General features: G+C 62.3%; 23 protein-coding genes and 1 pseudogene. 8 read left to right on the forward strand and 16 right to left on the reverse strand.

Annotation, left to right across the window (positions count from 1 at the left end):
* Positions 1-44 precede the first annotated feature (44 nt).
* The 8 genes from ccoS to ccoN form a co-directional block, all read right to left on the reverse strand.
* On the reverse strand, positions 45-215 hold the full coding sequence (ccoS, locus tag FJ419_RS07130) for a cbb3-type cytochrome oxidase assembly protein CcoS (protein ID WP_140541795.1): 171 nt from the start codon (positions 213-215) through the stop codon (positions 45-47).
* Positions 212-2,497 carry a cation-translocating P-type ATPase gene (locus FJ419_RS07135; protein WP_140688870.1) on the reverse strand — a complete coding sequence of 762 codons (2,286 nt, stop codon included), beginning with the start codon at positions 2,495-2,497 and terminating at the stop codon, positions 212-214. Before FJ419_RS07135 ends, ccoS begins: the two co-directional genes overlap by 4 nt.
* Complete coding sequence (locus tag FJ419_RS07140) at positions 2,494-3,009, reverse strand: FixH family protein (RefSeq protein ID WP_140688872.1); 516 nt, start codon at positions 3,007-3,009, stop codon at positions 2,494-2,496. The genes FJ419_RS07135 and FJ419_RS07140 overlap by 4 nt, the downstream gene beginning before the upstream one ends.
* Positions 3,006-4,565, reverse strand: coding sequence for a cytochrome c oxidase accessory protein CcoG (ccoG, locus tag FJ419_RS07145; protein WP_181170633.1), 1,560 nt, complete (start codon positions 4,563-4,565; stop codon positions 3,006-3,008). The genes FJ419_RS07140 and ccoG overlap by 4 nt, the downstream gene beginning before the upstream one ends.
* Positions 4,566-4,732: 167 nt before the next feature.
* Positions 4,733-5,596, reverse strand: a complete 864-nt coding sequence (gene ccoP, locus FJ419_RS07150; protein WP_140688874.1) for a cytochrome-c oxidase, cbb3-type subunit III — start codon at positions 5,594-5,596, stop codon at positions 4,733-4,735.
* A gap of 2 nt (positions 5,597-5,598) precedes the next feature.
* Positions 5,599-5,748, reverse strand: coding sequence for a cbb3-type cytochrome c oxidase subunit 3 (locus FJ419_RS07155; protein ID WP_140541799.1), 150 nt, complete (start codon positions 5,746-5,748; stop codon positions 5,599-5,601).
* A 13-nt stretch (positions 5,749-5,761) separates the two neighbouring features.
* Complete coding sequence (gene ccoO / locus FJ419_RS07160) at positions 5,762-6,493, reverse strand: cytochrome-c oxidase, cbb3-type subunit II (RefSeq protein WP_140541800.1); 732 nt, start codon at positions 6,491-6,493, stop codon at positions 5,762-5,764.
* A gap of 10 nt (positions 6,494-6,503) precedes the next feature.
* A complete protein-coding gene (gene ccoN, locus FJ419_RS07165) occupies positions 6,504-8,114 on the reverse strand; it encodes a cytochrome-c oxidase, cbb3-type subunit I (protein WP_140688876.1) in 1,611 nt (536 codons plus the stop codon).
* A gap of 210 nt (positions 8,115-8,324) precedes the next feature.
* Here ccoN and hemN point away from each other — a divergent pair, with 210 nt between their 5' ends.
* Entirely contained in the window at positions 8,325-9,704 is a 1,380-nt protein-coding gene (hemN, locus tag FJ419_RS07170; protein WP_140688878.1) for an oxygen-independent coproporphyrinogen III oxidase, read from the forward strand.
* A 15-nt stretch (positions 9,705-9,719) separates the two neighbouring features.
* Here hemN and FJ419_RS07175 read toward each other — a convergent pair whose 3' ends face one another.
* From FJ419_RS07175 to FJ419_RS07185, 3 genes are all read right to left on the reverse strand, one after another.
* Positions 9,720-10,151 carry a potassium channel family protein gene (locus tag FJ419_RS07175; RefSeq protein WP_140688880.1) on the reverse strand — a complete coding sequence of 144 codons (432 nt, stop codon included), beginning with the start codon at positions 10,149-10,151 and terminating at the stop codon, positions 9,720-9,722.
* Between the two features lie 44 nt (positions 10,152-10,195).
* Positions 10,196-10,657, reverse strand: coding sequence for a group III truncated hemoglobin (locus FJ419_RS07180; protein ID WP_140688882.1), 462 nt, complete (start codon positions 10,655-10,657; stop codon positions 10,196-10,198).
* Positions 10,658-10,845: 188 nt separating this feature from the next.
* Positions 10,846-12,045 (reverse strand): NnrS family protein, encoded by a 1,200-nt coding sequence (locus FJ419_RS07185; RefSeq protein ID WP_140689331.1) that lies wholly within the window; start codon positions 12,043-12,045, stop codon positions 10,846-10,848.
* A 212-nt stretch (positions 12,046-12,257) separates the two neighbouring features.
* On the opposite strand from FJ419_RS07185, the gene FJ419_RS07190 reads away from it, so the two are divergent.
* Positions 12,258-12,962, forward strand: a complete 705-nt coding sequence (locus tag FJ419_RS07190) for a Crp/Fnr family transcriptional regulator (protein ID WP_140688884.1) — start codon at positions 12,258-12,260, stop codon at positions 12,960-12,962.
* Here FJ419_RS07190 and FJ419_RS07195 read toward each other — a convergent pair.
* Positions 12,959-13,174 carry a DUF1858 domain-containing protein gene (locus FJ419_RS07195; RefSeq protein WP_140688886.1) on the reverse strand — a complete coding sequence of 72 codons (216 nt, stop codon included), beginning with the start codon at positions 13,172-13,174 and terminating at the stop codon, positions 12,959-12,961. The two genes, FJ419_RS07190 and FJ419_RS07195, sit on opposite strands and share 4 nt — an antisense overlap.
* 271 nt (positions 13,175-13,445) lie before the next feature.
* Here FJ419_RS07195 and FJ419_RS07200 point away from each other — a divergent pair, with 271 nt between their 5' ends.
* Entirely contained in the window at positions 13,446-15,827 is a 2,382-nt protein-coding gene (locus FJ419_RS07200) for a phosphoketolase family protein (protein WP_140688892.1), read from the forward strand.
* Positions 15,828-15,889: 62 nt separating this feature from the next.
* Positions 15,890-17,065, forward strand: a complete 1,176-nt coding sequence (locus FJ419_RS07205) for an acetate/propionate family kinase (protein ID WP_140688895.1) — start codon at positions 15,890-15,892, stop codon at positions 17,063-17,065.
* A 154-nt stretch (positions 17,066-17,219) separates the two neighbouring features.
* On the opposite strand, the gene FJ419_RS07210 is transcribed toward FJ419_RS07205, so the two are convergent.
* Both FJ419_RS07210 and FJ419_RS07215 read right to left on the reverse strand, forming a co-directional pair.
* Positions 17,220-17,735: a GNAT family N-acetyltransferase gene (locus FJ419_RS07210; RefSeq protein WP_140688897.1), complete on the reverse strand. Its 516-nt coding sequence runs from the start codon at positions 17,733-17,735 to the stop codon at positions 17,220-17,222.
* A 47-nt stretch (positions 17,736-17,782) separates the two neighbouring features.
* Positions 17,783-18,427: a helix-turn-helix domain-containing protein gene (locus FJ419_RS07215; protein ID WP_140688899.1), complete on the reverse strand. Its 645-nt coding sequence runs from the start codon at positions 18,425-18,427 to the stop codon at positions 17,783-17,785.
* Positions 18,428-18,570: 143 nt separating this feature from the next.
* Here FJ419_RS07215 and FJ419_RS30715 point away from each other — a divergent pair, with 143 nt between their 5' ends.
* Both FJ419_RS30715 and FJ419_RS07220 read left to right on the forward strand, forming a co-directional pair.
* Complete coding sequence (locus FJ419_RS30715) at positions 18,571-18,819, forward strand: hypothetical protein (RefSeq protein WP_181170643.1); 249 nt, start codon at positions 18,571-18,573, stop codon at positions 18,817-18,819.
* Positions 18,820-18,857: 38 nt separating this feature from the next.
* Positions 18,858-19,016, forward strand: a pseudogene (locus FJ419_RS07220) (alcohol dehydrogenase); the annotation flags it as partial.
* Between the two features lie 73 nt (positions 19,017-19,089).
* Here the strand turns inward: FJ419_RS07220 and FJ419_RS07225 are convergent.
* Both FJ419_RS07225 and FJ419_RS07230 read right to left on the reverse strand, forming a co-directional pair.
* Positions 19,090-19,680, reverse strand: coding sequence for an NAD(P)H-dependent oxidoreductase (locus FJ419_RS07225; RefSeq protein WP_140541812.1), 591 nt, complete (start codon positions 19,678-19,680; stop codon positions 19,090-19,092).
* A 29-nt stretch (positions 19,681-19,709) separates the two neighbouring features.
* The gene (locus FJ419_RS07230) at positions 19,710-20,117 is read right to left on the reverse strand and encodes a hypothetical protein (protein ID WP_246679136.1); all 408 of its coding nucleotides are present in this window, start codon (positions 20,115-20,117) and stop codon (positions 19,710-19,712) included.
* A gap of 350 nt (positions 20,118-20,467) precedes the next feature.
* Between FJ419_RS07230 and FJ419_RS07235 the strand changes: the two genes are divergently transcribed.
* Entirely contained in the window at positions 20,468-20,911 is a 444-nt protein-coding gene (locus FJ419_RS07235) for a pseudoazurin (RefSeq protein ID WP_140688901.1), read from the forward strand.
* 166 nt (positions 20,912-21,077) lie between these two features.
* Positions 21,078-21,356: a DUF2249 domain-containing protein gene (locus FJ419_RS07240; protein ID WP_140688903.1), complete on the forward strand. Its 279-nt coding sequence runs from the start codon at positions 21,078-21,080 to the stop codon at positions 21,354-21,356.
* Positions 21,357-21,365: the final 9 nt, after the last annotated feature.

A 21,365-nucleotide genomic window follows, 5' to 3' on the forward strand; every position in this document is an offset into this window, starting at 1 on the left:
CAGCCGCTTTTCGGACGTCGAGAGCCACGCCGCCTTGATCCATGTCAGTTTGATTGCCGGCCTTCGCCGTCTCGGCGATCAGGTTCGATCAGTATCCGCTCTGCCGCTCCATCGAGGTCCTCATACTGGCCGCTGCGCAAGGCCCACAGGAAGCCAGACAAACCGAGCGCTCCCAGGAACAGGGCTACTGGTATGAGATAGACGAGCGTGGTCATGGGCGGGCAGCGTCGACGACATCGGTGCGGCGCCGGGCCGGCGCAGCTTCAGGTGCCGCTTTCGCCCGTGCCTGAAGCCGCATCGCATTTGCAATCACGATCAGTGAAGAGGCGCTCATTGCGATCGCCGCTATGAGCGGCGTCACGTGGCCCAGAACGGCGATCGGAACGGCAAAAGCGTTGTACACGATCGCGATGGCGATGTTCTGGCGAATGAGCCGGCCAGCCTTGCGCGAGACATCCATCGCCAGAGGGACCGCAAGCAGGCTTTCACGCAGGAAGACGAAATCCGCTGCCTGCCGGCCAATGTCGGCGGCGGTTGCCGGAGCCATCGAAACATGCGCTGCCCGCAACGCCGGTGTGTCGTTGAGGCCGTCGCCCACCATCAGCACCTTGTGTCCGGCGCGGGTCAGCGCCTCGATCCACTCGACCTTTCCCGAGGGCAGCAGCGCAGGCGCGAAACTGTCGACACCCAGCGATCTGGCAACCTCGCCACAGGCCTTCGCAGTATCTCCGGACAGCATATCGACGGACACGCCGGCGTCCTTCAACTGCCGGATCGCTGCCCTGGCGTCTTGTCGCAGCGCGTCATCGAAAGCAAAACACGCAACGATGTTTCCATTCTTTGAGAGCACCGTGCCGCCATAGCCGCCGAGCTTGCCTTCCCCGCCGGTGCGAGCCTTCCAGCCCGCCCATCCACGCCTTCCTAGCCGCCACGTATTCCCCTCCGTTATGGCTTCAATGCCGAAGCCCGGATGCTCGCTGACGGATTCGACGACGGGCCGGCCGGAATACCCTGCATAACTGGCGATTGCCCTTGAGAACGGATGGCGGGAATGAACCGCCATGTCTGCCGCGATCGAAAGCATGATCGGATCGATCGATGACGCATTCACCAGTTTTGGACGCCCGAGCGTCAGCGTCCCGGTCTTGTCGAAGACAGCCGTGTCGATCGTCGCGAGACGCTCCATGGCCGAACCGTCCTTGACCATGACGCCGGCCTCGAACAGACGTCGGGCCGCAACGACCTGGACGATCGGCACCGCAAGGCCGAGCGCGCAGGGGCAGGTGATGATGAGCACGGCGATGGCAATGGTCATGGCGCGGTGCCAGTCGCCGGACGCGGCCATCCAGCCAAGGAATGTCGCGAAGGCCACCAGGTGGACCACGGGCGCGTAGAGCGCCGACACGCGATCGGCGATGCGTCGATAGCGTGAGCGGCCACCTTCGGCGGCCTCCATCAGTCGAACCATTTCCGCCAGGAAGGAATCCTTCGCGGCGGCGGTCGCCCGCATCGTCAGCGGACCCGTCAGGTTGAGCGTGCCGGCCTGCACATGGGCGCCGGCGCCGACGGTCTTTGGCGCGCTCTCCCCGGAGACGATCGAGCAATCCAGGTCGGAGCTTCCGCTGAGTATGTCGCCGTCGACCGGTATGCGTTCTCCGGCCGCGATGAGCAGGCGCATTCCCGGCATCAGTTCGGCGACGGGCACGTATTCGCGCGTGCCGTCATCCGTCAGGACAAGCGAACCCCGCGACGCGAGCCTTGACAGACCATCGACGGCGGTCCGCGCGCGCTCGCGCATCACATGGTCCAGCGTGCGGCCGATCAGCAGGAAGAAGAGCAGCGACACCGAGGCGTCGAAATAGGCGTGCTCGCCGTGGTTGATGGTCTCGTAGAGGCTCATCGCGTAAGCCAGCGACACACCCACCGCAATCGGCACGTCCATGTTCATGCGGCCATGGCGCAGCGCGTTCGCGGCTGAGCGGAAGTAGATGCCGCCGGCGAAGGCCAGGGCCGGGATGGCGATCAACGCGGACAGCCAGTGGAACAGATCGCGCGTCGCGCCCTCGGCGCCGGACCAGACCGATACCGACAGCAGCATGATGTTGCCTGCCGCGAAGCCGGCGACGGCGACGGCGCGGATCAGCTCCGACAGGGTTCGGTCTTTTTCCTGGATTTCCGGGTCGAACAGATGCGCCTGATAGCCAAGCCTTGAAAGCGCTGCGAGAAACGGCGGAACCTGTTCCCCGCGCCAGCGAACGGATACTCTCTTGGTTGAGAGATTGACGCGGGCGCACTCTATGTTGTCGATCTTCGCCAGGGCCGCCTCGATCGCCTGGATGCAGCCCGCGCAATGAACGGACGGAACTGACAGATCCGTCTGGCGGTAGCCGCCGTCCAATGCGCGGCTAGCCAGTTTTATTTCGTCGCTGGAGGGCACAGCGGATGCCGCGTCCACGACCTCCAGAGCCATCTCGGCCCCCGGCGCGCAGCAACTCATTGCAGGGCTCCGTTCGCGATCATGAGGCGGCGGACGTCGCGAAATGGAGCGGCAAGGCCCGCGTCGGCATCGATCTCGACGATCCAGACGCCGTCCTTTGGCGTGTGATGCACGGCAAACTCTTGCGCATTCCCCTGGGCGACGCCCGCCGGTGCGGCAAGCGTCAGGGCTTCGTCTTCCGCTTCGTAGGCCGGGTGCCGGAACAATATTCTGACGCCGCGCAGCTGCAGCGCTTCGCCGTGTTCATCGACAAGGCTGTAGCGGACTTCTCCGGAGGCGATGGTCAGCTTGCCTGTCCAGCCTAGTGCTGCCTGCGCTCGTCCTTTCCGAGCCTCCTCGTTGAACTTTTGGCTCGCCACATAGGTGTTCTCGACAACGAGGCCGGTCCAACTCTTTCGGGCGAGCGTGGCCATCGTGACGTTGACCCCGATCACCACCGCGAAGAAGCTCACGATCACGATCAACATGTGCCGGCCGGTGAACTCGCGCGACTTCTGCAAACCGGTGCTCATTTGTCGTTCTTCGGTGCGTTGAAACTGGCGGTGTATTCGGCCGATTCCGAGCTCGCCTTGTCCTCGATGCGGAATTCGAAGCTCTGCGCCGGCTCCCTGATCCGGTCCACCGGTTGGCGAACAAAGACCTTGAGCACCTTTAGCCGGTCGGGTTCGACCGCAACGGAAAATGAGCGGCTAGGGGCCTGGTCCACACCGACAATGCTCATCTCGCCGCCGTCGAGACCCTGCAGCATGACCTCGATCGTCCTTGGTGCGGGTATCATGTTGAGCAGCTTGACCGTGTAGCCGTTGCGGATGGAGCCGTCCGAGAGCGTCACGAACTGAGGATTGCGGTCATGCAGGACATTGAGCTCCAGCCGTTCGCGCGTCACCAGCGAATAGACGAGCACCAGGCCGATCGTCGACCATGCGCCGAGATAGATGTAGGTGCGCAACCGGAAGATCTTGCCCAGATGGAAATGCGCCAGGCCGTCGACGAAAGCGCCGGTCGTTGTTCTTACCAGCGATGGATTGACTGGACTCGTGCCACCCGCGGTCGCCACCGCCATGTTGGCATTGTAGTCCGCCAATGTTGCATAGGAGATCAGTCCGCGCTCGCGACCGAGCTTGTCCATGACGCCGTCGCAGGCGTCGATGCAGAGTGCGCAGGTGATGCATTCGAGCTGCTGCCCGTCGCGGATGTCGATTCCCATCGGGCAGACGGCAACGCAGGCGTTGCAGTCGACGCAATCGCCGGCCGGCAAACCGGCGGCGAGAGCCTTCTTTGCATGGCGCGAACGCGGTTCGCCGCGCCAGTCATTGTAGGTGACGGTCAGCGAATTTTCGTCAAGCATGGCGGCCTGAATTCGCGGCCATGGGCACATGTAGGTGCAGACCTGCTCGCGCATCAGTCCGCCGAAGACATAGGTGGTGCCGGTCAGGACGGCGATGGTGACATAGGCCACGGGCGCCGCCGTCCCGGTGACAACTTCGCCGAGCAGCTTCGGCGCGTCGGCGAAGTAGAAGATCCAGGCGCCGCCGGTGGCTACCGCGATGATGAGCCAGATCGCGTGCTTGGATGCGCGCAGGACAAGTTTGCGGGTACTCCAGGGTGCGGCTTCCAGCTTGATGCGGGCATTGCGATCGCCTTCAACCGCGCGTTCCACGACAAGGAACAGGTCCACCCAGACGGTCTGTGGGCAGGCATAGCCGCACCAGGCTCGCCCGACGGTCGATGTGATCAGGAAGAGACCCACCCCCGCCATCATGAGAAGGCCCGCGACGTAATAGAATTCCTGCGGCCAAATCTCGATGAAGAAGAAATAAAACCGGCGATTGGCCAGATCGATGAGGACGGCCTGATCGGGCGCAAACGGACCACGATCCCAGCGCAGCCATGGCGTCAGGTAATAGATGCCGAGCGTGATCGCCATCACCAGCCATTTGAACTGGCGGAAACGGCCGGAGGCCCGCTTCGGAAAGATCTTCTTGCGTGCGGCGTAAAGCGGCGGTCGCGTCTTTGCCGAGTTGACCGCTTCGGCATCGAGCCGTTCCACCTGCGCCTGATCCAGCACGACGATCTCCAATCGCGGCGAATGACGCCGCCTGTCTCCAGCAGTGTTGCAGTCGCTCGCGCGGCGCGTTGATGCAGGTCAAATTTGAGTCATCAGAAGCAAGTCGAGGCCCGGCACGGCCGGGCCTCGTCGCTTGAGCGGCTGAGGGCCGAGAATAGGCCCCGCTCCTATTCTCCGCCGCCAAGCGAATGGACATAGACAGCCAGTTCCTTGACCGTCGTCTCGCCGAGCCGGCCGACCCAGGCCGGCATCACCCCGTTCTTCGGCGCGCGCACCTGAGAGGCAATCGCGGCTTCGCCGGAACCGTGGAGCCAGATCGCATCCGTCAGATCGGGTGCCCCGAGGTCCCTGTTGCCCTTCGCGTTCTCGCCATGGCAGGCCGCGCAATTGTCCGCGAAAACCTTGGCGCCGGGCTCGATCAGGGTTTGGTCCCGCAGCGGTCCCGAAAGGCTGGCGACAAAGGCGCTGACCTCGGCGATCTGCTCCGGCTTGAGCACATCGGCAAAGGCAGGCATCTCCGACTGGCGGGTATCGGCATCAGCCGCGAACCGGATTCCGTGGGTGATCGTCTGCTGGATCTGCTCCGCCTTGCCACCCCAGAGCCAATCGTCGTCGTTGAGGTTCGGAAAGTCTGTCGATCCTTGGGCGCCGGAGCCGTGGCACTGCACGCAATTGACCTTGAATGCGGCACCGCCCGCCGCGACGGCAAATTCGCGCAATGCGTCATCTGCGGCGATCTCCGAAACCGTCTTGGATTGTATTGCCGCCACATATTTGGCCTTGGTGGCTTCCGCGGCCGCCATCTCGTTCTTGACATCGTTGCGGCTGGAAAAGCCCAGGACGCCTTTGGTGGCGGAACTCAGCATCGGCCAAGCGGGATAGGCGATCGTGTAGGCGGCCGCCCAGGCGATGGTGATGTAGAAGGTTATCACCCACCAGCGCGGCAGGGGATTGTTGAGCTCCTTGATCCCGTCCCACTCATGGCCGGTGGTCGTGACGCCGGAGATTTCGTCGACATGCTCGCTGCTCATGATCAGTCGTCCTGGAGAGGAATCTGCGCGGCGTGATCGGCATGCGACTTGCCGCCCGGGCGAAAGGCAAAAGCAATGCAGCCGACAAAGAACAGGGCCATTGCGAGCAGGCCCCAGCTGTCGGCGAACTCCCGCATCAAATTGTAGTCCATCGGTTGTTTCTCCTCAGCGGTAGCCGGCGGCTTCGTCGTAGTTCTTGAAATCGACCAAGGTGCCGAGCATCTGGAGATAGGCCACCAGGGCGTCCATCTCGGTGACCTGCTGGGGGTTGCCGTCGAAATCGCCGACCTTGGCCTTCGGGTATCTCTTCTCCAGGCCTGACGTGTCTGCATTGGGATCAGCCTGCGCCGTCAGATCCGCATTGGCATTGGCGATCATGTCGTCGGAGTAGGGCACACCGACGCGCCTGTTGGCGACCAGATGCGTCGAGAAGTTCTTCACCTCGATCGGGGTGTCCTTCAGGAACGCGTAGCTCGGCATGACCGACTCGGGCACGACGGAACGCGGATCGCTAAGGTGCTGGACGTGCCAGCTATTGGAGTAGCGGTCGCCGACGCGAGCGAGATCGGGTCCGGTCCGCTTGGATCCCCACTGGAACGGGTGATCGTACATCGACTCCGCCGCCAGGCTGTAGTGGCCGTAGCGTTCCACCTCGTCCCGGAACGGCCTGATCATCTGGCTATGGCAGAGATAGCAACCCTCGCGCACGTAGATGTTGCGACCGGCCAGTTCCAGCGGCGAATAAGGCCGCATGCCGTCGACCTTCTCGATCGTGTTGTCGAGATAGAAGAGCGGCGCGATCTCGACGATGCCGCCGACTGTCACGACCAGCAGGGATCCAACGAGAAGCAGGGTTGCGTTCTTCTCGATTAGAGCATGTCTGTCCATCAGGCCCATGTCTGGCTCCTCATTCGGCAGGCTGGAGGGCGGGCGCCGCGCCCGGCAGAGGTTGTTCCTCGCGCTGGTAGCCGCGGATGGTCATGGTGATGTTCCAGGCCATGATCAGAGCGCCGGCGAGGTACATGGCGCCGCCGGTGCCGCGCATGACGTAGTAGGGGTGCATGGCAGCGACGGTCTCGGCGAAGGAATAGACGAGGAACCCTTGTTCGTCGTACTCGCGCCACATCAGGCCCTGCATGATGCCGGACACCCACATGACGGCCGCGTAAACGACGATGCCCAGCGTCGCCAGCCAAAAGTGCCAGGTGACAAGCCGCGTCGAGTAGAGCCGCGGTCGGTTCCATAGCTTCGGCACCATGTAGTAGATGGCGCCGAACGAGATCAGGCCGACCCAGCCGAGCGCGCCCGAATGGACGTGGCCGATTGTCCAGTCCGTATAGTGGGACAGCGAGTTGACGGTTTTGATCGACATCATCGGCCCTTCGAAGGTCGACATGCCGTAGAACGCGATGGCCGCAACCATCATGCGCACGATCGGATCCGTGCGGATCTTGTCCCAGGCCCCGGAGAGGGTCATGAGGCCGTTGATCATGCCGCCCCAGGAGGGCATCCACAGCATGATCGAGAACACCATGCCCAGCGTCTGAGCCCAATCGGGCAGGGCGGTGTAGTGGAGGTGGTGCGGACCCGCCCAGATGTAGAGGAAGATCAGCGCCCAGAAGTGGATGATCGACAGGCGGTAGGAATAGACCGGCCGGTTCACCTGCTTGGGTACGAAGTAATACATCATGCCAAGGAAGCCCGCGGTGAGGAAGAAGCCGACCGCATTGTGCCCGTACCACCATTGTGTGAGCGCGTCCTGGACACCTGAGAAGGCCGAATAGCTCTTCGATCCCAGGAATGAAGCCGGCATCGACAGATTGTTGACGACGTGCAGCATCGCGATGGTGACGATGAAGGACAGGTAGAACCAGTTGGCGACGTAGATGTGCGGTTCCTTGCGCTTCAAAATGGTGCCAAGGAAAAGGATCAGATACGCGACCCAGACAATCGTCAGCCAGATGTCGACATACCATTCCGGCTCGGCGTACTCGCGGCTCTCGGTGATGCCGAGCAGGTATCCGGTCGCAGCCATGACGATGAAAAGCTGATATCCCCAGAAGACGAACCAGGCAAGATTGCCGCCGAACAGCCGCGCCCGACAGGTGCGTTGGACGACGTAAAGCGAGGTGCAAATCAGCGCGTTGCCGCCAAAGGCAAAGACGACGCCGGAGGTGTGCAGCGGACGCAGGCGGCCGAAATTGAACCAGGGTGGGATGTTAAGATCGGGGAAAGCGAGCTGAAGCGCGATAATGACGCCGACCGTCATGCCGACGACACCCCAGAACATCGTCGCGATGGCGCCGTAGCGGACCGGTCCATCCATGTAAGCTTCCGGGTCGACCGACAACGCTGGCTTGAAGTCCGAGTTGCGCAGCAGGATCGCGGTGAAGCCGGCGACGGCGAAGAACAAAACCCACATATGCTGGCGGAAAGGTTCATCCGCGCCGAAACCGGCGGCGACAACGGCGCCAAACGCAAACAGGCTTAGAAGGACCATCTCCGTGCCATATTTCATCGCAAGTCCCCGATCTCGTCTCGAAAGGTTCGGCGGAATTCCCGCTCGCGGCACCATTTCGGGATTTTCCGTTGCCGGGCCTTGATTCAAGTCAAACGTGAAGGGCTTTTGTTTGGGAGGGTTGCAGCGATCGCTGGAGCATGGCCGCGGCAGTGGCCGCCTTGATCGAAATCAAGGCTTTGCCGGCGTCGTTCGGGCAGTTTGGCCGTCATGACCGCTCCCGCCGCTCCCGTCCATTCCCCGAGGCCAACTCACACATTGGGCCTCGGCGACAATGTACCGCGTTACACGAGCTATCCCACGGCACCCCACTTTCATCCCGGTGTTGACGCGGTCGCGGTGCGCGGGTGGATGGATGCGCTTGAGGGCGACGACGAGGTATCGCTCTATGTGCACATCCCCTATTGCGACCGGTTGTGCTGGTTCTGCGCCTGCCATACCAAACAGACGCGTCACTATGCGCCCGTCGCCACCTTCCTGCGTTCGCTTCACAAGGAGATCGAAACGGTCGGCCGCCTTGTGAGCGGCAGGAGCAGGGTCCGAGCTGTTCACTTTGGTGGCGGTTCCCCGACAATGCTCAAGCCCGAAGACATCCTCATGCTCGGAAAGGCATTGCGGGATCGGTTCGACTTCCTCGACGGTGCCAGCCTCAGCGTCGAGATCGACCCAAACGATATGGACGAGGGGCGGCTCGACGCCTTCGCGGCGATCGGCATGACGCGAGCCAGCCTTGGTGTCCAAGACTTCGATCCCAGGGTGCAGAAGGCGATCAATCGCGAGCAGAGTTTCGCGCTGACCAAAGGCATTGTTGATGCGGTGCGTGCGCGGGGCGTTCTTTCCGTCAACCTGGATCTGCTCTACGGGCTGCCGCACCAGACCTGCGAGAGCGTAGCGGCGACGGTCGCCCAGGCGCTGACCCTGGCGCCGGACAGGTTGGCCCTGTTCGGCTACGCGCATGTGCCGTGGTTCAAGAAGCACCAGACGATGATCGATGAAGCCTGGCTGCCCGACTCCACCGCGCGCCTGGCGCAGTCGCAGCTTGCCGCGCGGCTGATTGTCGATGCCGGCTATGAGGCATTGGGATTGGACCATTTCGCCAAGCCGCAGGACATGCTGGCGGTCGCCGCGCGCGCGGGCAGGATCCGCCGCAATTTCCAGGGCTATACCGAAGACCAGTGCGAAACCCTGATCGGCCTCGGTCCCTCCTCGATCAGCCGGTATCGCCAGGGCCACGCACAAAACATCGTTGCGACGGGCGAGTACGAAAAGGTCGTGAATTCCGGACGGCTGGCAATAGCCCGGGGCGTCGAATTCAGTCTGGACGATCTGGCGCGAGGGTGGATCATCGAGCGTCTGATGTGCAACTTCACGTTCTCGGCGACAGAGCTTGTCAAACGCTTTGGAGCGGTCGGCCAAACATTGCTCTGCGAAGCGAGCCGGTTGGCTATCAGCGGCGCCGGCCAGCTGCTTCGGCTCGACGGCGACAACTTCGTCGTGCCGGAGGAAAACCGTCCGCTCGTGCGGACGGTGGCGGCCAAGTTTGACAAATATCTCAACAATGGAACCGGCAGGCACTCGTTAGCGGTTTAAGGCCGGAACTGCGCATCAGAAGTGCTCGCCGACCTTGAAGGGACCGACACGCGTGCCGGCCGCTATCAGATAGGCAGTCGACCAGCCGATCAGCAGAAAGCCGTTGATGCCTTCCAGGGCCGCCAGGATGCGCCAGCCATGGGCAGGCACCACATCTCCGTAGCCAACGGTCGAAAAGGTGATGGTCGAAAAGTAGAGCGCCGTCTCGAAATCGCTCAGGATTCCGAGCAGTCGGTACAGACCGGCCCAAAGCCAGACTTCCGCCGTCATGACCGCGAAAAGTCCCATCACCACGCTGATCATGGCGATGATCCGGCTACGCCGACCGTGCATGCGCAAGTGCGCCACAAGACGCGCCATCACGCGTGTGATCGCGATAAGACCGAACGTGTGGATCAGCACCGTCAGGCTGATGACGATCGTGCCGACGCAGAGATCGAGGACCATCCAGGGAAACTACGCAACCCGACCGCTGCAGTCCTTGCGTAAAATCAAGCCGAGCCCGCAGCATTTGACGGGGCGACGGCGGAGCCTGGGCGAAAGAACATGGCGAGCTTCAGGCTCGCCGCTATCCGCTCCGCCCGCTCGACAAAGACCGCCGCGATTTCGGGCGTGAACAGCTCTGCCGCCGTTTCGCGAAAGAGAGCCAGCCAGATGTCGAAATCGGCTTCGGTGACGTCCTTGAGCTTCAGGTGAGCCGGGACCGGTCGGCCGTTATAGTCGCCGCTCTTCAAGATGACGGAGCACCAGAAGTCCGTCATCTTCTCCAGATGAGGCTCCCAATCGCCGACAATTTCGCCGGCGAAGATAGGCCCGAGCCGCCCATCCTTTCTCACCCTGGAATAGAATTCGCGAACCAGTTTTCCTATCGACGCCCGATCGACGCCGGGGCGAAGCAGAGGCTGTTCGGCGGCAGGGCGAACCCTGTCAAGCAAGACGGACTTCGAAGTCATACGGGTTCCTTGTTTCTCGAGAACTCAGGTCGATCCCAGGCGATGAGTGGCGACCCGCAGCGGCGGTGGTCACGGACATGGGAGGCCTAAATTTCAGGCGGCCCGCCGACCGGACAATCGCACCGTCGCCATCGCGGATTATGTTCGACATGTAGGCCCGGTGGATGCCCTCCACAACATGCGCTTCCTCAAGAGAGAGTCCTGCTGCGCGCATTGAGTCGCGGCCGCATCAGCATGCCGCCGAACAGGACCGCGTAGCCGATGAAGGCCGCGGCCCAGAACGCCGCCGAGAGATGGAGGAGAATTGCCATGGCAGGCGCCATGCCGGCGGCCACGCGCAGGATGGCGGCAACGATGATGGCGGCGAAAACCGCGCAGGTGCCGGCGCTTGCCCTCAATTCGCGGCCCGTATGGCAAAGCGTGGCGCGGGCCATGACGGCAAGCGTCATGGAGGCGATCGCTCCCACCGCAAAGGCATGAATGCCGGCCATCGCCCGAATCCTTTCCGGGGCGAGGACGCTCAAGCCGGCAAGCAGAAGTTCAACTGGCACGAAGGCGAAGGCAACATGTAGGATCAGAACCAAAGGGTCTGGCAGCGTCCGATAGCCCGCCCAGCGGGCAAGCCGGACGGCGTTGAAGATAGCGGCGGCGACCAGCAACACGCCGGTTGCGATGGCGTCGGGAAAAAACGTCCACGCGACGAGCGCGACAGCCGACAGCGCGATGGTCCCGACATCGAACCTGCCGAACGATGCCGGGAGCCGGCCCGGCTTCTCGCGAACCAGCCAGTTGCGGGTGAAGCTCGGAACGATCCGCCCGCCGACAATCATGACGAGGAGGACAACCGCCGCAAGCCCGAGGCGCCGGCTCATGTCGGAGATCCCCTGGTAATGCGCTTCGGCATGAAACATGACATTTGCCGCAAAAAGGGTCGCGACCGGCAGCAGCACCTTGAGGTTCCGCCAATTTCGCCCGACAACGATCTCCGTCGCGGCGGCAGCCACCACCGCCAGAAGAAAGGAGCAGTCTATGACGGCGCTCAGGAGCCAGCCCGTTTCCGCCGAAAAGAACACGGCCGCCCGGCCGGCAATCCAAAGCAGCACGAGGGCCAGCAGACGGAAATCCTGAACCGGAAGCCGACCGGTCCAATTCGGAATTGCGGTCAGCAGGAAACCCGTCACCACTGCCGGCAGATAGCCAAAGAGCAATTCGTGAACATGCCAGTCCACGGGCAGGAAGGTGCTGAAGGTCCCGAGCTTGCCGTAATAGAGAGGCAACCAAAAAAGTATAGCTGTGCCTGCCTGCAGCGAGCCGAGTAGAAAGAAGGGCCGGAACCCGTAGGAGAGAATTGCCGGATAGACGCTTGGCCGCGTCCGCGGAATTGCCATGGCATGCCTCATCGGTGACCAGGCTTGCTGCCTGTTCGATCCCATCTCTATCCCGGCCCGGAAGGATGGAATTTGCGTTAGATCAAAGCAGGCGCGTGAATGGCCAGCGGTAGCGACAGGAGGCTTCGCTTGTCGACGGGCTGCGGTCCGTGACAAAGTCCAGTCGCGGGACTTTGAGCGCGTTGCGTTGTTGAAAGCGGGAGAAAAGCCAATTGGCAAGCCTTGACCGATCGCTGATTGCCGGGCTGTCCCTCTTCGAGGGGATCGCGGTCGCCGATCTCGATCGCATCGTCGGACAGGCAAGGTCGATCCGGATCGCCAGGGGTCAATCGGTGTTCGAGCAGGAACAGGAGGCCCGTTCGTTCTTCCTGCTGCTTGACGGCCATGTGCGCGTGGTGAAATCGACCCCGGCCGGGCACGAGGTAACCGTGCGATACATAGGCCCGGGCGAGCTGATGGGGATCGCCGGCGCGCTTGGCCGGACGACCTATCCGGCAAATGCCCTCGCCGCCGTCGATTGCGTGGTGCTTGCCTGGCCAAGCCATCTCTGGCCGACATTCGCGACGAGTTTTCCGAGCCTCAGCGCCAACACTTACAGGATGGTGGGAAGCAGGCTGCAGGATGCCCACACACGCGTCATCGAGATGTCTACCGAGCAGGTCGAGCAGCGCGTCGCGAATGCATTGCTCAAACTGGTCAAACAATCGGGAAAGAAGACCGAGGAAGGAATCCTGATCGATTTTCCGATCTCGCGCCAGGACATTGCGGAGATGACGGGCACGACGCTTCACACGGTAAGCCGGTTGCTTTCGGCCTGGGAAGACCAGGGGCTGGTGAAAAGCGGGCGCCAAAGGGTCGTCGTGGTCGAGCCTCATCGGCTCGTCGTGGTCGCCGAAGCGCGTGGATCGAAAAGCTAATCCACGTCACCGCTTTTGATTGCTGCCTCAAGGTCGCGGCGAAGTTGGTCCTCATCCAAATCATGCTCGCGCGCCGCTTCGGAAACGGTGTGAAAGGAAGCGATCGGACAGCCGACGCAAAGCATTCCGTGCTGGAGAACGACGCGGATCGTTGCCGGGGTCGCGCGCATGATCCCGTCCATCGTCGCCTCGTCGTTCAGTTTGCGCTTCATGCAGATTGTCCGCATTTGGATGCAACAGTCTGCCTGAGCCACACGACGCGTTCGTTGCTCTGAAACAAAGACGGCGCTGTCTTGCGACGCAACCGGGCTTTAGAATTTGGTCGCACCCGACCGGCATTTGCGATGGATCAAAGCTCGATCTGGTCTTGCCCGGATAAATCGAAAGTCACCGTTGTTGACACCGACCAGTGGTGAACCGGTGGCGGCCTTCAAGCGTTCAGCTTCAGCCGGGTGGGTCTGGCACCAGCGAAGGAGTCGGAAAATGACCGAGCGTCCCAGCACCAATCGCTTGTCCGCACAGGAACTGCACGACGTCGATGCCTACTGGCGTGCCGCCAACTACCTGACCATCGGGCAGATCTATCTGCTCGACAATCCGCTGCTTCGCGAGCCGCTTCGGCTGGAGCACGTCAAGCCGCGGCTGCTCGGCCATTGGGGCACATCGCCGGGCCTCAGTCTCATCTATGCGCATTTGAACCGAGTGATCCGGCAACGCGACGCCAATGTCATCTATGTCTGCGGTCCGGGCCATGGCGGACCCGCGATGGTTGCCAACAGCTACCTCGAAGGCACCTACAGCGAAATCAATCCGGACGTCGCGCCGGGCGAGGCTGGAATGAAGAAGCTCTTCCGGCAGTTCTCCTTTCCGGGCGGCATCCCAAGCCATGCCGCTCCCGACGTGCCCGGCTCGATCCATGAAGGCGGCGAGCTTGGCTACGCGCTTTCGCATGCCTATGGCGCGGCTTTCGACAACCCGGATCTTGTCGTCGCCTGCGTGGTTGGCGACGGCGAGGCGGAAACCGGACCGCTCGCCACCTCCTGGCACTCCAACAAGTTCCTCAACCCGGCGCTTGACGGCGCGGTGCTGCCGATCCTCCATCTCAACGGCTACAAGATCGCCAATCCCACCATTCTCGCTCGCATTCCCGAAGAAGAGCTGCGTGCCTTGTTCGTCGGCTATGGTTACGAGCCGTTGTTCGTCGAGGGCGACGATCCGGCGTGGATGCATGAGCGAATGGCGCTCGTGCTCGACGATGCGCTCGACCGCATCAAGGCGATTCAGAACACGGCTCGTAGCGGAGCAAAGACCGCGCAGCCGCGGCCGACCTGGCCGATGATCGTATTGCGAAGCCCGAAGGGCTGGACCGGTCCCAAGCAGGTCGACGGGCTGAAGACCGAAGGATTCTGGCGCGCCCACCAAGTCCCGCTTTCCGGCCTCGCCGAAAACCCCGCGCATCTGAGGATGCTCGAGGAATGGATGAGAAGCTACCGGCCCGAAGAGCTCTTCGACGCCGCCGGCGAGCCTGTGGCTGCGGTCCGCGCTACTGCGCCAAAAGGTGAAAGGCGCATGAGCGCCAACCCGCACGCCAATGGCGGCCTGCTGCGCCGGTCTCTCGAACTGCCTGCCTTGCAAGAGCACGCCGTCCCGGTCGAGCGGCCCGGCGGCGTCAAGGCAGAGTCGACCCGTGTGATGGGCCGTTTCCTGCGTGACGTCATGGCATTGAATCAAGGCACCAGGAACTTCCGCATCGTCGGGCCCGACGAAACGGCATCGAACCGGCTGCAGGACGTCTTCGAGGTGACGGAGCGCGCCTGGATGGAAGAGATCCTGCCCGAGGACGTGCATCTCGGTCGAGAAGGCAGGGTTCTGGAAATTCTATCCGAGCATACGTGTCAGGGTTGGCTGGAAGGCTACCTTCTTACCGGGCGCCACGGCCTCTTCTCCTGCTACGAAGCCTTCACGCACATCGTCGATTCCATGTTCAACCAGCATGCGAAATGGCTGGATGCCTGCCGCAAGCTTGCCTGGCGGCGGCCGATCGCTTCGCTGAACTATCTGTTGTCCAGCCATGTCTGGCAGCAGGAGCACAACGGCTTCAGCCATCAGGATCCGGGTTTCATCGACGTGGCGTTGAACAAGAAGGCGGATGTCGTGCGCGTCTATCTGCCGGCTGATGCCAATAGCCTGCTCTGCGTGACGGATCATGTGCTGCGGACATGGAACCGCATCAACATCATCGTCGCCGGCAAAGCCAATTCCTGGCAGTGGCTGTCCATCGACGAGGCGAAAGTCCATTGCAACGCCGGCATCGGCATATGGGGTTGGGCGTCGACCGACGGCGGGGCCGAGCCGGATGTGGTGATGGCCTGCGCCGGAGACGTGCCGACGCTCGAGACGCTGGCCGCCGTTCAAATCCTGAGGCGCCACATTCCCGACCTCAAGGTCCGTGTGGTCAACATCGTCGACCTGATGACCCTGCAGCCAAGGGAACACCATCCGCACGGGCTGTCGGATCGCGAGTTCGATGCTTTGTTCACCAGCGACAAGCCCGTTATCTTCGCTTATCACGGCTATCCCTGGACCATCCATCGCCTGACCTACCGGCGGACCAATCACGACAACATCCACGTGCGCGGCTACAATGAGGAAGGGACGACGACGACACCCTTCGACATGACCGTGCTCAATGGGCTCGACCGCTACCATCTGGTGCTCGGCGTGCTCGACCGCATTCCCGAGCCGGCCGGCGCGCATATCCAGCTGAAACAGGCCATGGAAGGCAAGCTGATCGAGCACCGGGCCTATATCCGCGAGCACGGGCAGGACATGCCGGAGATCCTCGGCTGGAAATGGGAGCAGTAGCCGATGCCGAAGCGCCAGGCCGACAGGATCCGACCCGCAAAACCGGCTGGAACCGGTCGAACATGACTGATGTCATTCTTGTCCTCAATGGCGGCTCATCGAGCCTGAAGTTCGCCGCTTTTCAAGGACGCCGTGAGCTTCATCTGCTGATGCGTGGCAGCGTCTCGTCAATCGGCGAGCGGCCCAGACTTCATGTCGCGCCCACGGCAACGACGCCGCCGTTCGACAGGAGCCTCGGCGAACGAGCGATCTCCGTCGCGGAGGCATTCGAAGCCGTTGCGTCCTATCTGACGGACCGCGGCCTGTTGCGCCGAGTGAGCAGGGTCGGGCATCGCATCGTCCATGGCGGTCGGGAGTTTGCCCGCGCAACGCTGCTTGACCAGGCCACGCTCGATGCCTTGCGCAAGCTCGAGCCGCTCGCTCCAATTCATCAGGCGATCAACCTGGAGCTCGTCGATCTGGCCCACGGTCTTCTGCCCGACGCCATGCAAGTCGGCTGCTTCGATACCGCCTTTCACGCCACGCAGCCCCAGATCGCAAGACTGTATGGCCTGCCGCACGAGATGTCGGAGCAGGGCATGGTGTCCTATGGGTTCCACGGGCTCTCCTACAGCCATATCGCCAACGAGCTCCGCGCGCGTTACGGCGCCGGCGCGGGTGGCCGCGCTGTCGTCGCCCATCTTGGCAGCGGCGCGAGCCTTTGCGCGATGAAGGCAGGAGTAAGCCAGGCCACCACCATGGGTTTCTCGACGCTCGACGGCCTGGTCATGAGCACGCGTTGCGGCGCGATCGATCCGGGCGTCCTCCTGCACCTTCTGCAAGACAGGAAGCTGTCCTCCGACGAACTGTCGACCTTGCTTTACGAGAAGTCCGGGCTTCTCGGCGTATCTGGCATCTCGGGAAACATGCAGACGCTGCTGGCGTCGAAGGACCCGGCGGCAATCCGCGCTGTCGATCTGTTTGTCTATCGGGTCGGGCGAGAGATCGGGTCACTGGCGGCCGCGCTGGGCGGGCTCGACACGCTGGTGTTCACCGCCGGCATCGGCGAGCATGCGCCGGCGGTCCGGCGACGGATATGCGAGGCTGCCGCATGGCTGGGCGTCGCCATGGATGACGGTTTGAATGGCAGCGGCGAAGACCTTGTGAGTGCCGCGAATTCCCGTGTCGATGTGCTTGTCATTCCGGCCGACGAAGAGCGCGCGGTGGCGACAGAACTGCTCGGCGTCGAAACCGCCTGAGCGGAACGGTCTCCCGCTATTGGCGGAACGTCCCTCACATGCGGGAGCTGTCGATTGAGGTGGATGGCCGATCCCTCGGAGGTGCCATTTGCGCCCGCTCCCGATCTCCACGACCCTGGTAGCGGGCTCCCACACGGCTGGAAATGGCAGGATCTTAATTCGCCAACGTGGCGCCGAGCTTCCGCTGGACCAAGACAAGCGTCGGATCGTCAGGGTCCGTCGCGACAGTGAAGCCCATCTCGCGCTCAAGCTCGATCGCCGCGCGATTTTCGCGGCTTTCGATCGACTCGATCGTCTCGATGCCATGGTCGTCGGCATAGTGCGCGATATAGCCGAGAAATTCCCAGCCGACGCCGAGATGCTTACGGTCCTCGCGAATGCAGATGGCGACCTCACCGCGCCTGTCGGCCGGATCGGTGGCGAGGGTCGCCACCGCGATCAGCATTCCGTCGGTCGAGAAGGCGAGAAAATTATGGATATGCGCATCGTCGGAACGGGTCATCGCCACCAGGCGCTCATGCGACACTTCCCGCACCGCGCCGAGGAAGCGGAAGCGCATATCCTCCGGCGTCACGTGAGTGAAGAACTGTGCGACAAGCGGCTCATCGTCAGGGCGCGCACGGCGCACTTCGAAGCGAAATCCGCTATGGGTTGCAAGCGTGGTTTTCATGGTCGTCCCTTTCAGGATTGAGGAGCGGGCGATTGGCCCGAGCGGCCTCATTCCCCCATCGCCAGCAGTGTCTCGCGCTTGAGAATTTCGATGCTGCGCAGGCTGAGCAGGCGGATCACGCCCTTCTCCTTCAGGCGGGTGAAGACCCGCGAGACGGTTTCGATGGTAAGGCCGAGATAGTCGCCGATGTCGTTGCGCGACATCGGCAGTTCCATCTGCCGCAACCCGCCTTGGCGCTCCGCCATCTCGACGAGGAATGCCGCGACGCGCTCGATGGCGTTCTGGCGGCCAAGCACTAGCAGATGTTCCTGCGCCCGCGTCAGGCCTTTGAGCGCGAGAGGCAGGAGCTGGCGCGACATGTCCATGCCCGAGGAAGTGCGATGGACCCGGACGCCGGTCGCGTTGATCGCCTCGGCGAAGAAGTGATGCGTGGCGTCGGCCTCGAAGCCGAAGGTTTCTCCCGCCAGATAGAACGCGCTGATCTGTCTGCGGCCGTCGGCGAGCAGGCGATAGATGCGCACGGCGCCGAATTCGACCTGGTAGAGAGCGCCGGCCTTTTCGCCCTGGGCGTAGATTTCCGCCCCTGACGGGAAGAAGCTGACCGGCGTCGTCGGCCCTTCAAAGACGGACGCAGGGCTCTGATGGGAGTGATAGGACTGCAGTTCGATCTTGGCGGAAGCTTGAGCGTGCATGGCTGTGGTCTCGGTGAATCTGCGACAACAGCAATCGCGCAAATCCAGCCACGTCGAAATTCGGTTATCTCCCTACGGGAAACTACGTAGGGCTGTCCCGAAATCACCAGATCGGGCACCCGCGAGGCTTTCGTCCTGTGCAATTGACCACGATCAAGGCCCGGATGAATTGGCTCGGCGATCATCCGGTCGAACCAATCAACCTGGGGTGCCTGAACATGACTTCCGACATGATCGAAATCTGGGCTGGAATACTGGGCCTGGCCTATCTTGCCGCAGCAGGCCTTTATCTCGCAATGCTTTCCGCTGGGAAGCGCAACGACGCTTCCGTGGACTACGGTCTTGGCCGTCACGCACGGCCGCACCCGGTCAAGGTCAGGCACTCGCGCTAGGAACGGATGCCGGACCGGCGCTTTTCCGTTGCCGTTGCGCCAATCTCACTCGGCGCGACGCGGAGGAGTTCTTTCCGATAGCGCAGCGCGCTCAGGTGCGCACGCATACAAAGGTCTATCCGCTTGAGCAGGCAAACCAGGCGCTGGATGATTTGCGAATGGGCAGGCTGAGCGGCGCCGCCGTCCTGCGGCCATGACGGGTCCGGCCGGCTCTAGATCAAAGAGATGATATCGTCCGAAAAACCCCTCCACACTTTTCGGCATCATGCTCTAGACGGCGCGCGCGCCGAGCCGCTGCATCTGCTTTAGCCAGCTCGCCCGTTTCACGTCGCTGGCGTTCGCGACCATGCCGAGCAATGTTTCGCGCACCGGCCTGATCCCGACAAAGTTGAGAATGCCGCGCCGCACGCCGGCAATTCCATGGCTAAGAAACCAGATCCGGTAGACGGCCGCGGGCATTCCCATCGTCACGATCAGGCGGGCGGAGCGGCCGCGCAGCAAGGATTTCGCGAAACCCTCACCCTGTTCCGGATAGGCGAATGCCGTGCCCGGCCGCATGACCTGCTCGAGGAACGCTTTCAGCATTGCCGGCACGGTGCCCAGCCAAAGCGGGAAGACGAAGACGAGATGCTCCGCCCACACGACTGCGTCGGCCGCCTCCCTGAGGCTGCCGGGGATCGACCCGTGCTCGAACTCCTGCATCGTCCGAAGGAACGGAATGTCCAGCGAGGCCAGATCGATCTCGCGGACGGCATGGCCCGCGGCCTCCGCGGCTTCAGCATATGCCGAGGCCAAGGCGCGGCAGAGCCGGTCGGGGGACGGGTCGGGATGGCCGATGAGGACAAGTATGCGGCGTGACATGAGTCCCTCCGACGGCTTCAACAAAAATGTTATGGCTGCTCGACCCGGGCAACTTGATAAGTGTGCATGGCCCCGTTGCGCTTTATGGAGACATACTCGCCGGTGACGAAGCGCTCCTCGCCGAGGTGAAAGCCAACCTCGTCGTCACGGTCGCCTTCGGCATAGTCGAAAAACCATTGTCCGCCCGGCTTGCGGCGCAAGCGGCCGACTAGGTCGTCCTCGCCGGTACGGAAACGGCGAACGCGGCAGACCCCTTGATGCGATTTCCATTCCCGTGCATCCAGGCGTCCTTCGCCTGTGAGCGGCGCAAGCACGTCGTAGCCCTCTTCGCGGTCTCCTTCCGGATGACCTTTCTCGCGCGCCAGAAGCAGGCGGATGTTCCTGAATTTCGGGGTGAGATCGTGCAAGCTGGTCATGGCAAGCTCCTTCAAGGCCATTCCTAGCGCGGCGGCTGGAGGCGGCCTTGATCAAGGTCAAACGGATCCTGGTCTGGCGGGAAGCTCAGGCTAAGGCATGTCGCGCACGCATACGTTGACCGGGATCAATCTTGAGCAGGGATCGGATTGATCCAGCAGAGCTACCCGCCACCTCCAAGCTGCGTATCCAATGCATGTCGAAACCGAATTCCATCGGCGCAGCGACAGCGTGGTGGCAAGTCCTCGCATTTCCACCCGCGAGCGGCTGCAAATTTGAGCTAGCGCAAATGTTCGCCGGCGAGCTTCGTCTAAACCCTCATCGGGGATCGACGTTAGCGGTCTCATCCAGGCAAATAAGGACATGGAAGAAAATGCGTTCGATTAGACTCGCGCTGTCAGTCGTGGCAGCCACACTGATAGCCGCTGGTGCCGCGCGTGCGGCCGAGGTTGAGGTCGATATGATGAACATGGGCAAGCACGGGATGTTTCAGCTGGAACCGTCCTTCCTCAAGATAGCGCCGGGCGATACCGTCCATTTCGTAGCCAAGGACAAGGGACACGACGTCGAATCCATTTCCGGCATGCTGCCCGACGGCGCCCAGCCGTTCAAAGGCGAGATGAACAAGGACACCTCGGTCACATTCACGAAATCCGGGGTCTACGGCATCAAATGCAATCCTCACTATGGCATGGGCATGGTTGCGCTCGTCGTGGTCGGCGATCCGAGCAGCAATCTCAAGGCAGCCGAGTCGGTCAACCAGCCCGGCAAGGCCAAGAAGGCCTTCGAAGAACTCTTCAAGCAGATCGACCAATAATTGAGCCGCAAACCATCTGTGCGCCGTGCTGATCCGGCGGGCTACGGCACTTTCCGCGAATTGTTTGCGCTTCGGCAACTAAACGGATTCGACCGGAGATATTTTTTGGCGCCGAGCCAAGAGTGTCGGTGCTCGGCGCTTCCACAGCAAGTCGGGATTTAGGAATATGTCTGAATCAGAAGTCTCATCACAACCCCAGCTGGATGTACGCGCCGTCCCGCCCGTGGAGCGCCACGCCCGGATTTTCGCGATCGCCCAGGCACTGGCCGGGGGCCAATCCTTCGTCATCGTGAACGATCATGACCCACGCCCTTTGCGCTACCAGATGGAAGTCAGATATCCTGGCCTGTTCGGTTGGGAATACCTGCAGCAAGGACCGGACATTTGGCGCGTGGAGATCAAGAGATTGCATTCATCCGGCTGCGACTGTTGCTGCGGCGGCTGACGATGGCGC

It is taken from the genome of Mesorhizobium sp. B2-6-2 (assembly GCF_006440615.1).
GTDB lineage: Bacteria > Pseudomonadota > Alphaproteobacteria > Rhizobiales > Rhizobiaceae > Mesorhizobium.

What these genes read in the sequence shown, in the direction of transcription:
- ccoS (WP_140541795.1), bottom strand. Translation starts at nt 215, where the DNA reads ATGACCACGCTCGTCTATCTCATACCAGTAGCCCTGTTCCTGGGAGCG.
- FJ419_RS07135 (WP_140688870.1), bottom strand. Translation starts at nt 2,497, where the DNA reads ATGAGTTGCTGCGCGCCGGGGGCCGAGATGGCTCTGGAGGTCGTGGAC.
- FJ419_RS07140 (WP_140688872.1), bottom strand. Translation starts at nt 3,009, where the DNA reads ATGAGCACCGGTTTGCAGAAGTCGCGCGAGTTCACCGGCCGGCACATG.
- ccoP (WP_140688874.1), bottom strand. Translation starts at nt 5,596, where the DNA reads ATGAGCAGCGAGCATGTCGACGAAATCTCCGGCGTCACGACCACCGGC.
- FJ419_RS07155 (WP_140541799.1), bottom strand. Translation starts at nt 5,748, where the DNA reads ATGGACTACAATTTGATGCGGGAGTTCGCCGACAGCTGGGGCCTGCTC.
- ccoO (WP_140541800.1), bottom strand. Translation starts at nt 6,493, where the DNA reads ATGGGCCTGATGGACAGACATGCTCTAATCGAGAAGAACGCAACCCTG.
- ccoN (WP_140688876.1), bottom strand. Translation starts at nt 8,114, where the DNA reads ATGAAATATGGCACGGAGATGGTCCTTCTAAGCCTGTTTGCGTTTGGC.
- hemN (WP_140688878.1), top strand. Translation starts at nt 8,325, where the DNA reads ATGACCGCTCCCGCCGCTCCCGTCCATTCCCCGAGGCCAACTCACACA.
- FJ419_RS07175 (WP_140688880.1), bottom strand. Translation starts at nt 10,151, where the DNA reads ATGGTCCTCGATCTCTGCGTCGGCACGATCGTCATCAGCCTGACGGTG.
- FJ419_RS07180 (WP_140688882.1), bottom strand. Translation starts at nt 10,657, where the DNA reads ATGACTTCGAAGTCCGTCTTGCTTGACAGGGTTCGCCCTGCCGCCGAA.
- FJ419_RS07185 (WP_140689331.1), bottom strand. Translation starts at nt 12,045, where the DNA reads ATGGCAATTCCGCGGACGCGGCCAAGCGTCTATCCGGCAATTCTCTCC.
- FJ419_RS07195 (WP_140688886.1), bottom strand. Translation starts at nt 13,174, where the DNA reads ATGAAGCGCAAACTGAACGACGAGGCGACGATGGACGGGATCATGCGC.
- FJ419_RS07200 (WP_140688892.1), top strand. Translation starts at nt 13,446, where the DNA reads ATGACCGAGCGTCCCAGCACCAATCGCTTGTCCGCACAGGAACTGCAC.
- FJ419_RS07205 (WP_140688895.1), top strand. Translation starts at nt 15,890, where the DNA reads ATGACTGATGTCATTCTTGTCCTCAATGGCGGCTCATCGAGCCTGAAG.
- FJ419_RS07210 (WP_140688897.1), bottom strand. Translation starts at nt 17,735, where the DNA reads ATGAAAACCACGCTTGCAACCCATAGCGGATTTCGCTTCGAAGTGCGC.
- FJ419_RS07215 (WP_140688899.1), bottom strand. Translation starts at nt 18,427, where the DNA reads ATGCACGCTCAAGCTTCCGCCAAGATCGAACTGCAGTCCTATCACTCC.
- FJ419_RS07225 (WP_140541812.1), bottom strand. Translation starts at nt 19,680, where the DNA reads ATGTCACGCCGCATACTTGTCCTCATCGGCCATCCCGACCCGTCCCCC.
- FJ419_RS07230 (WP_246679136.1), bottom strand. Translation starts at nt 20,117, where the DNA reads ATGGCCTTGAAGGAGCTTGCCATGACCAGCTTGCACGATCTCACCCCG.
- FJ419_RS07235 (WP_140688901.1), top strand. Translation starts at nt 20,468, where the DNA reads ATGCGTTCGATTAGACTCGCGCTGTCAGTCGTGGCAGCCACACTGATA.
- FJ419_RS07240 (WP_140688903.1), top strand. Translation starts at nt 21,078, where the DNA reads ATGTCTGAATCAGAAGTCTCATCACAACCCCAGCTGGATGTACGCGCC.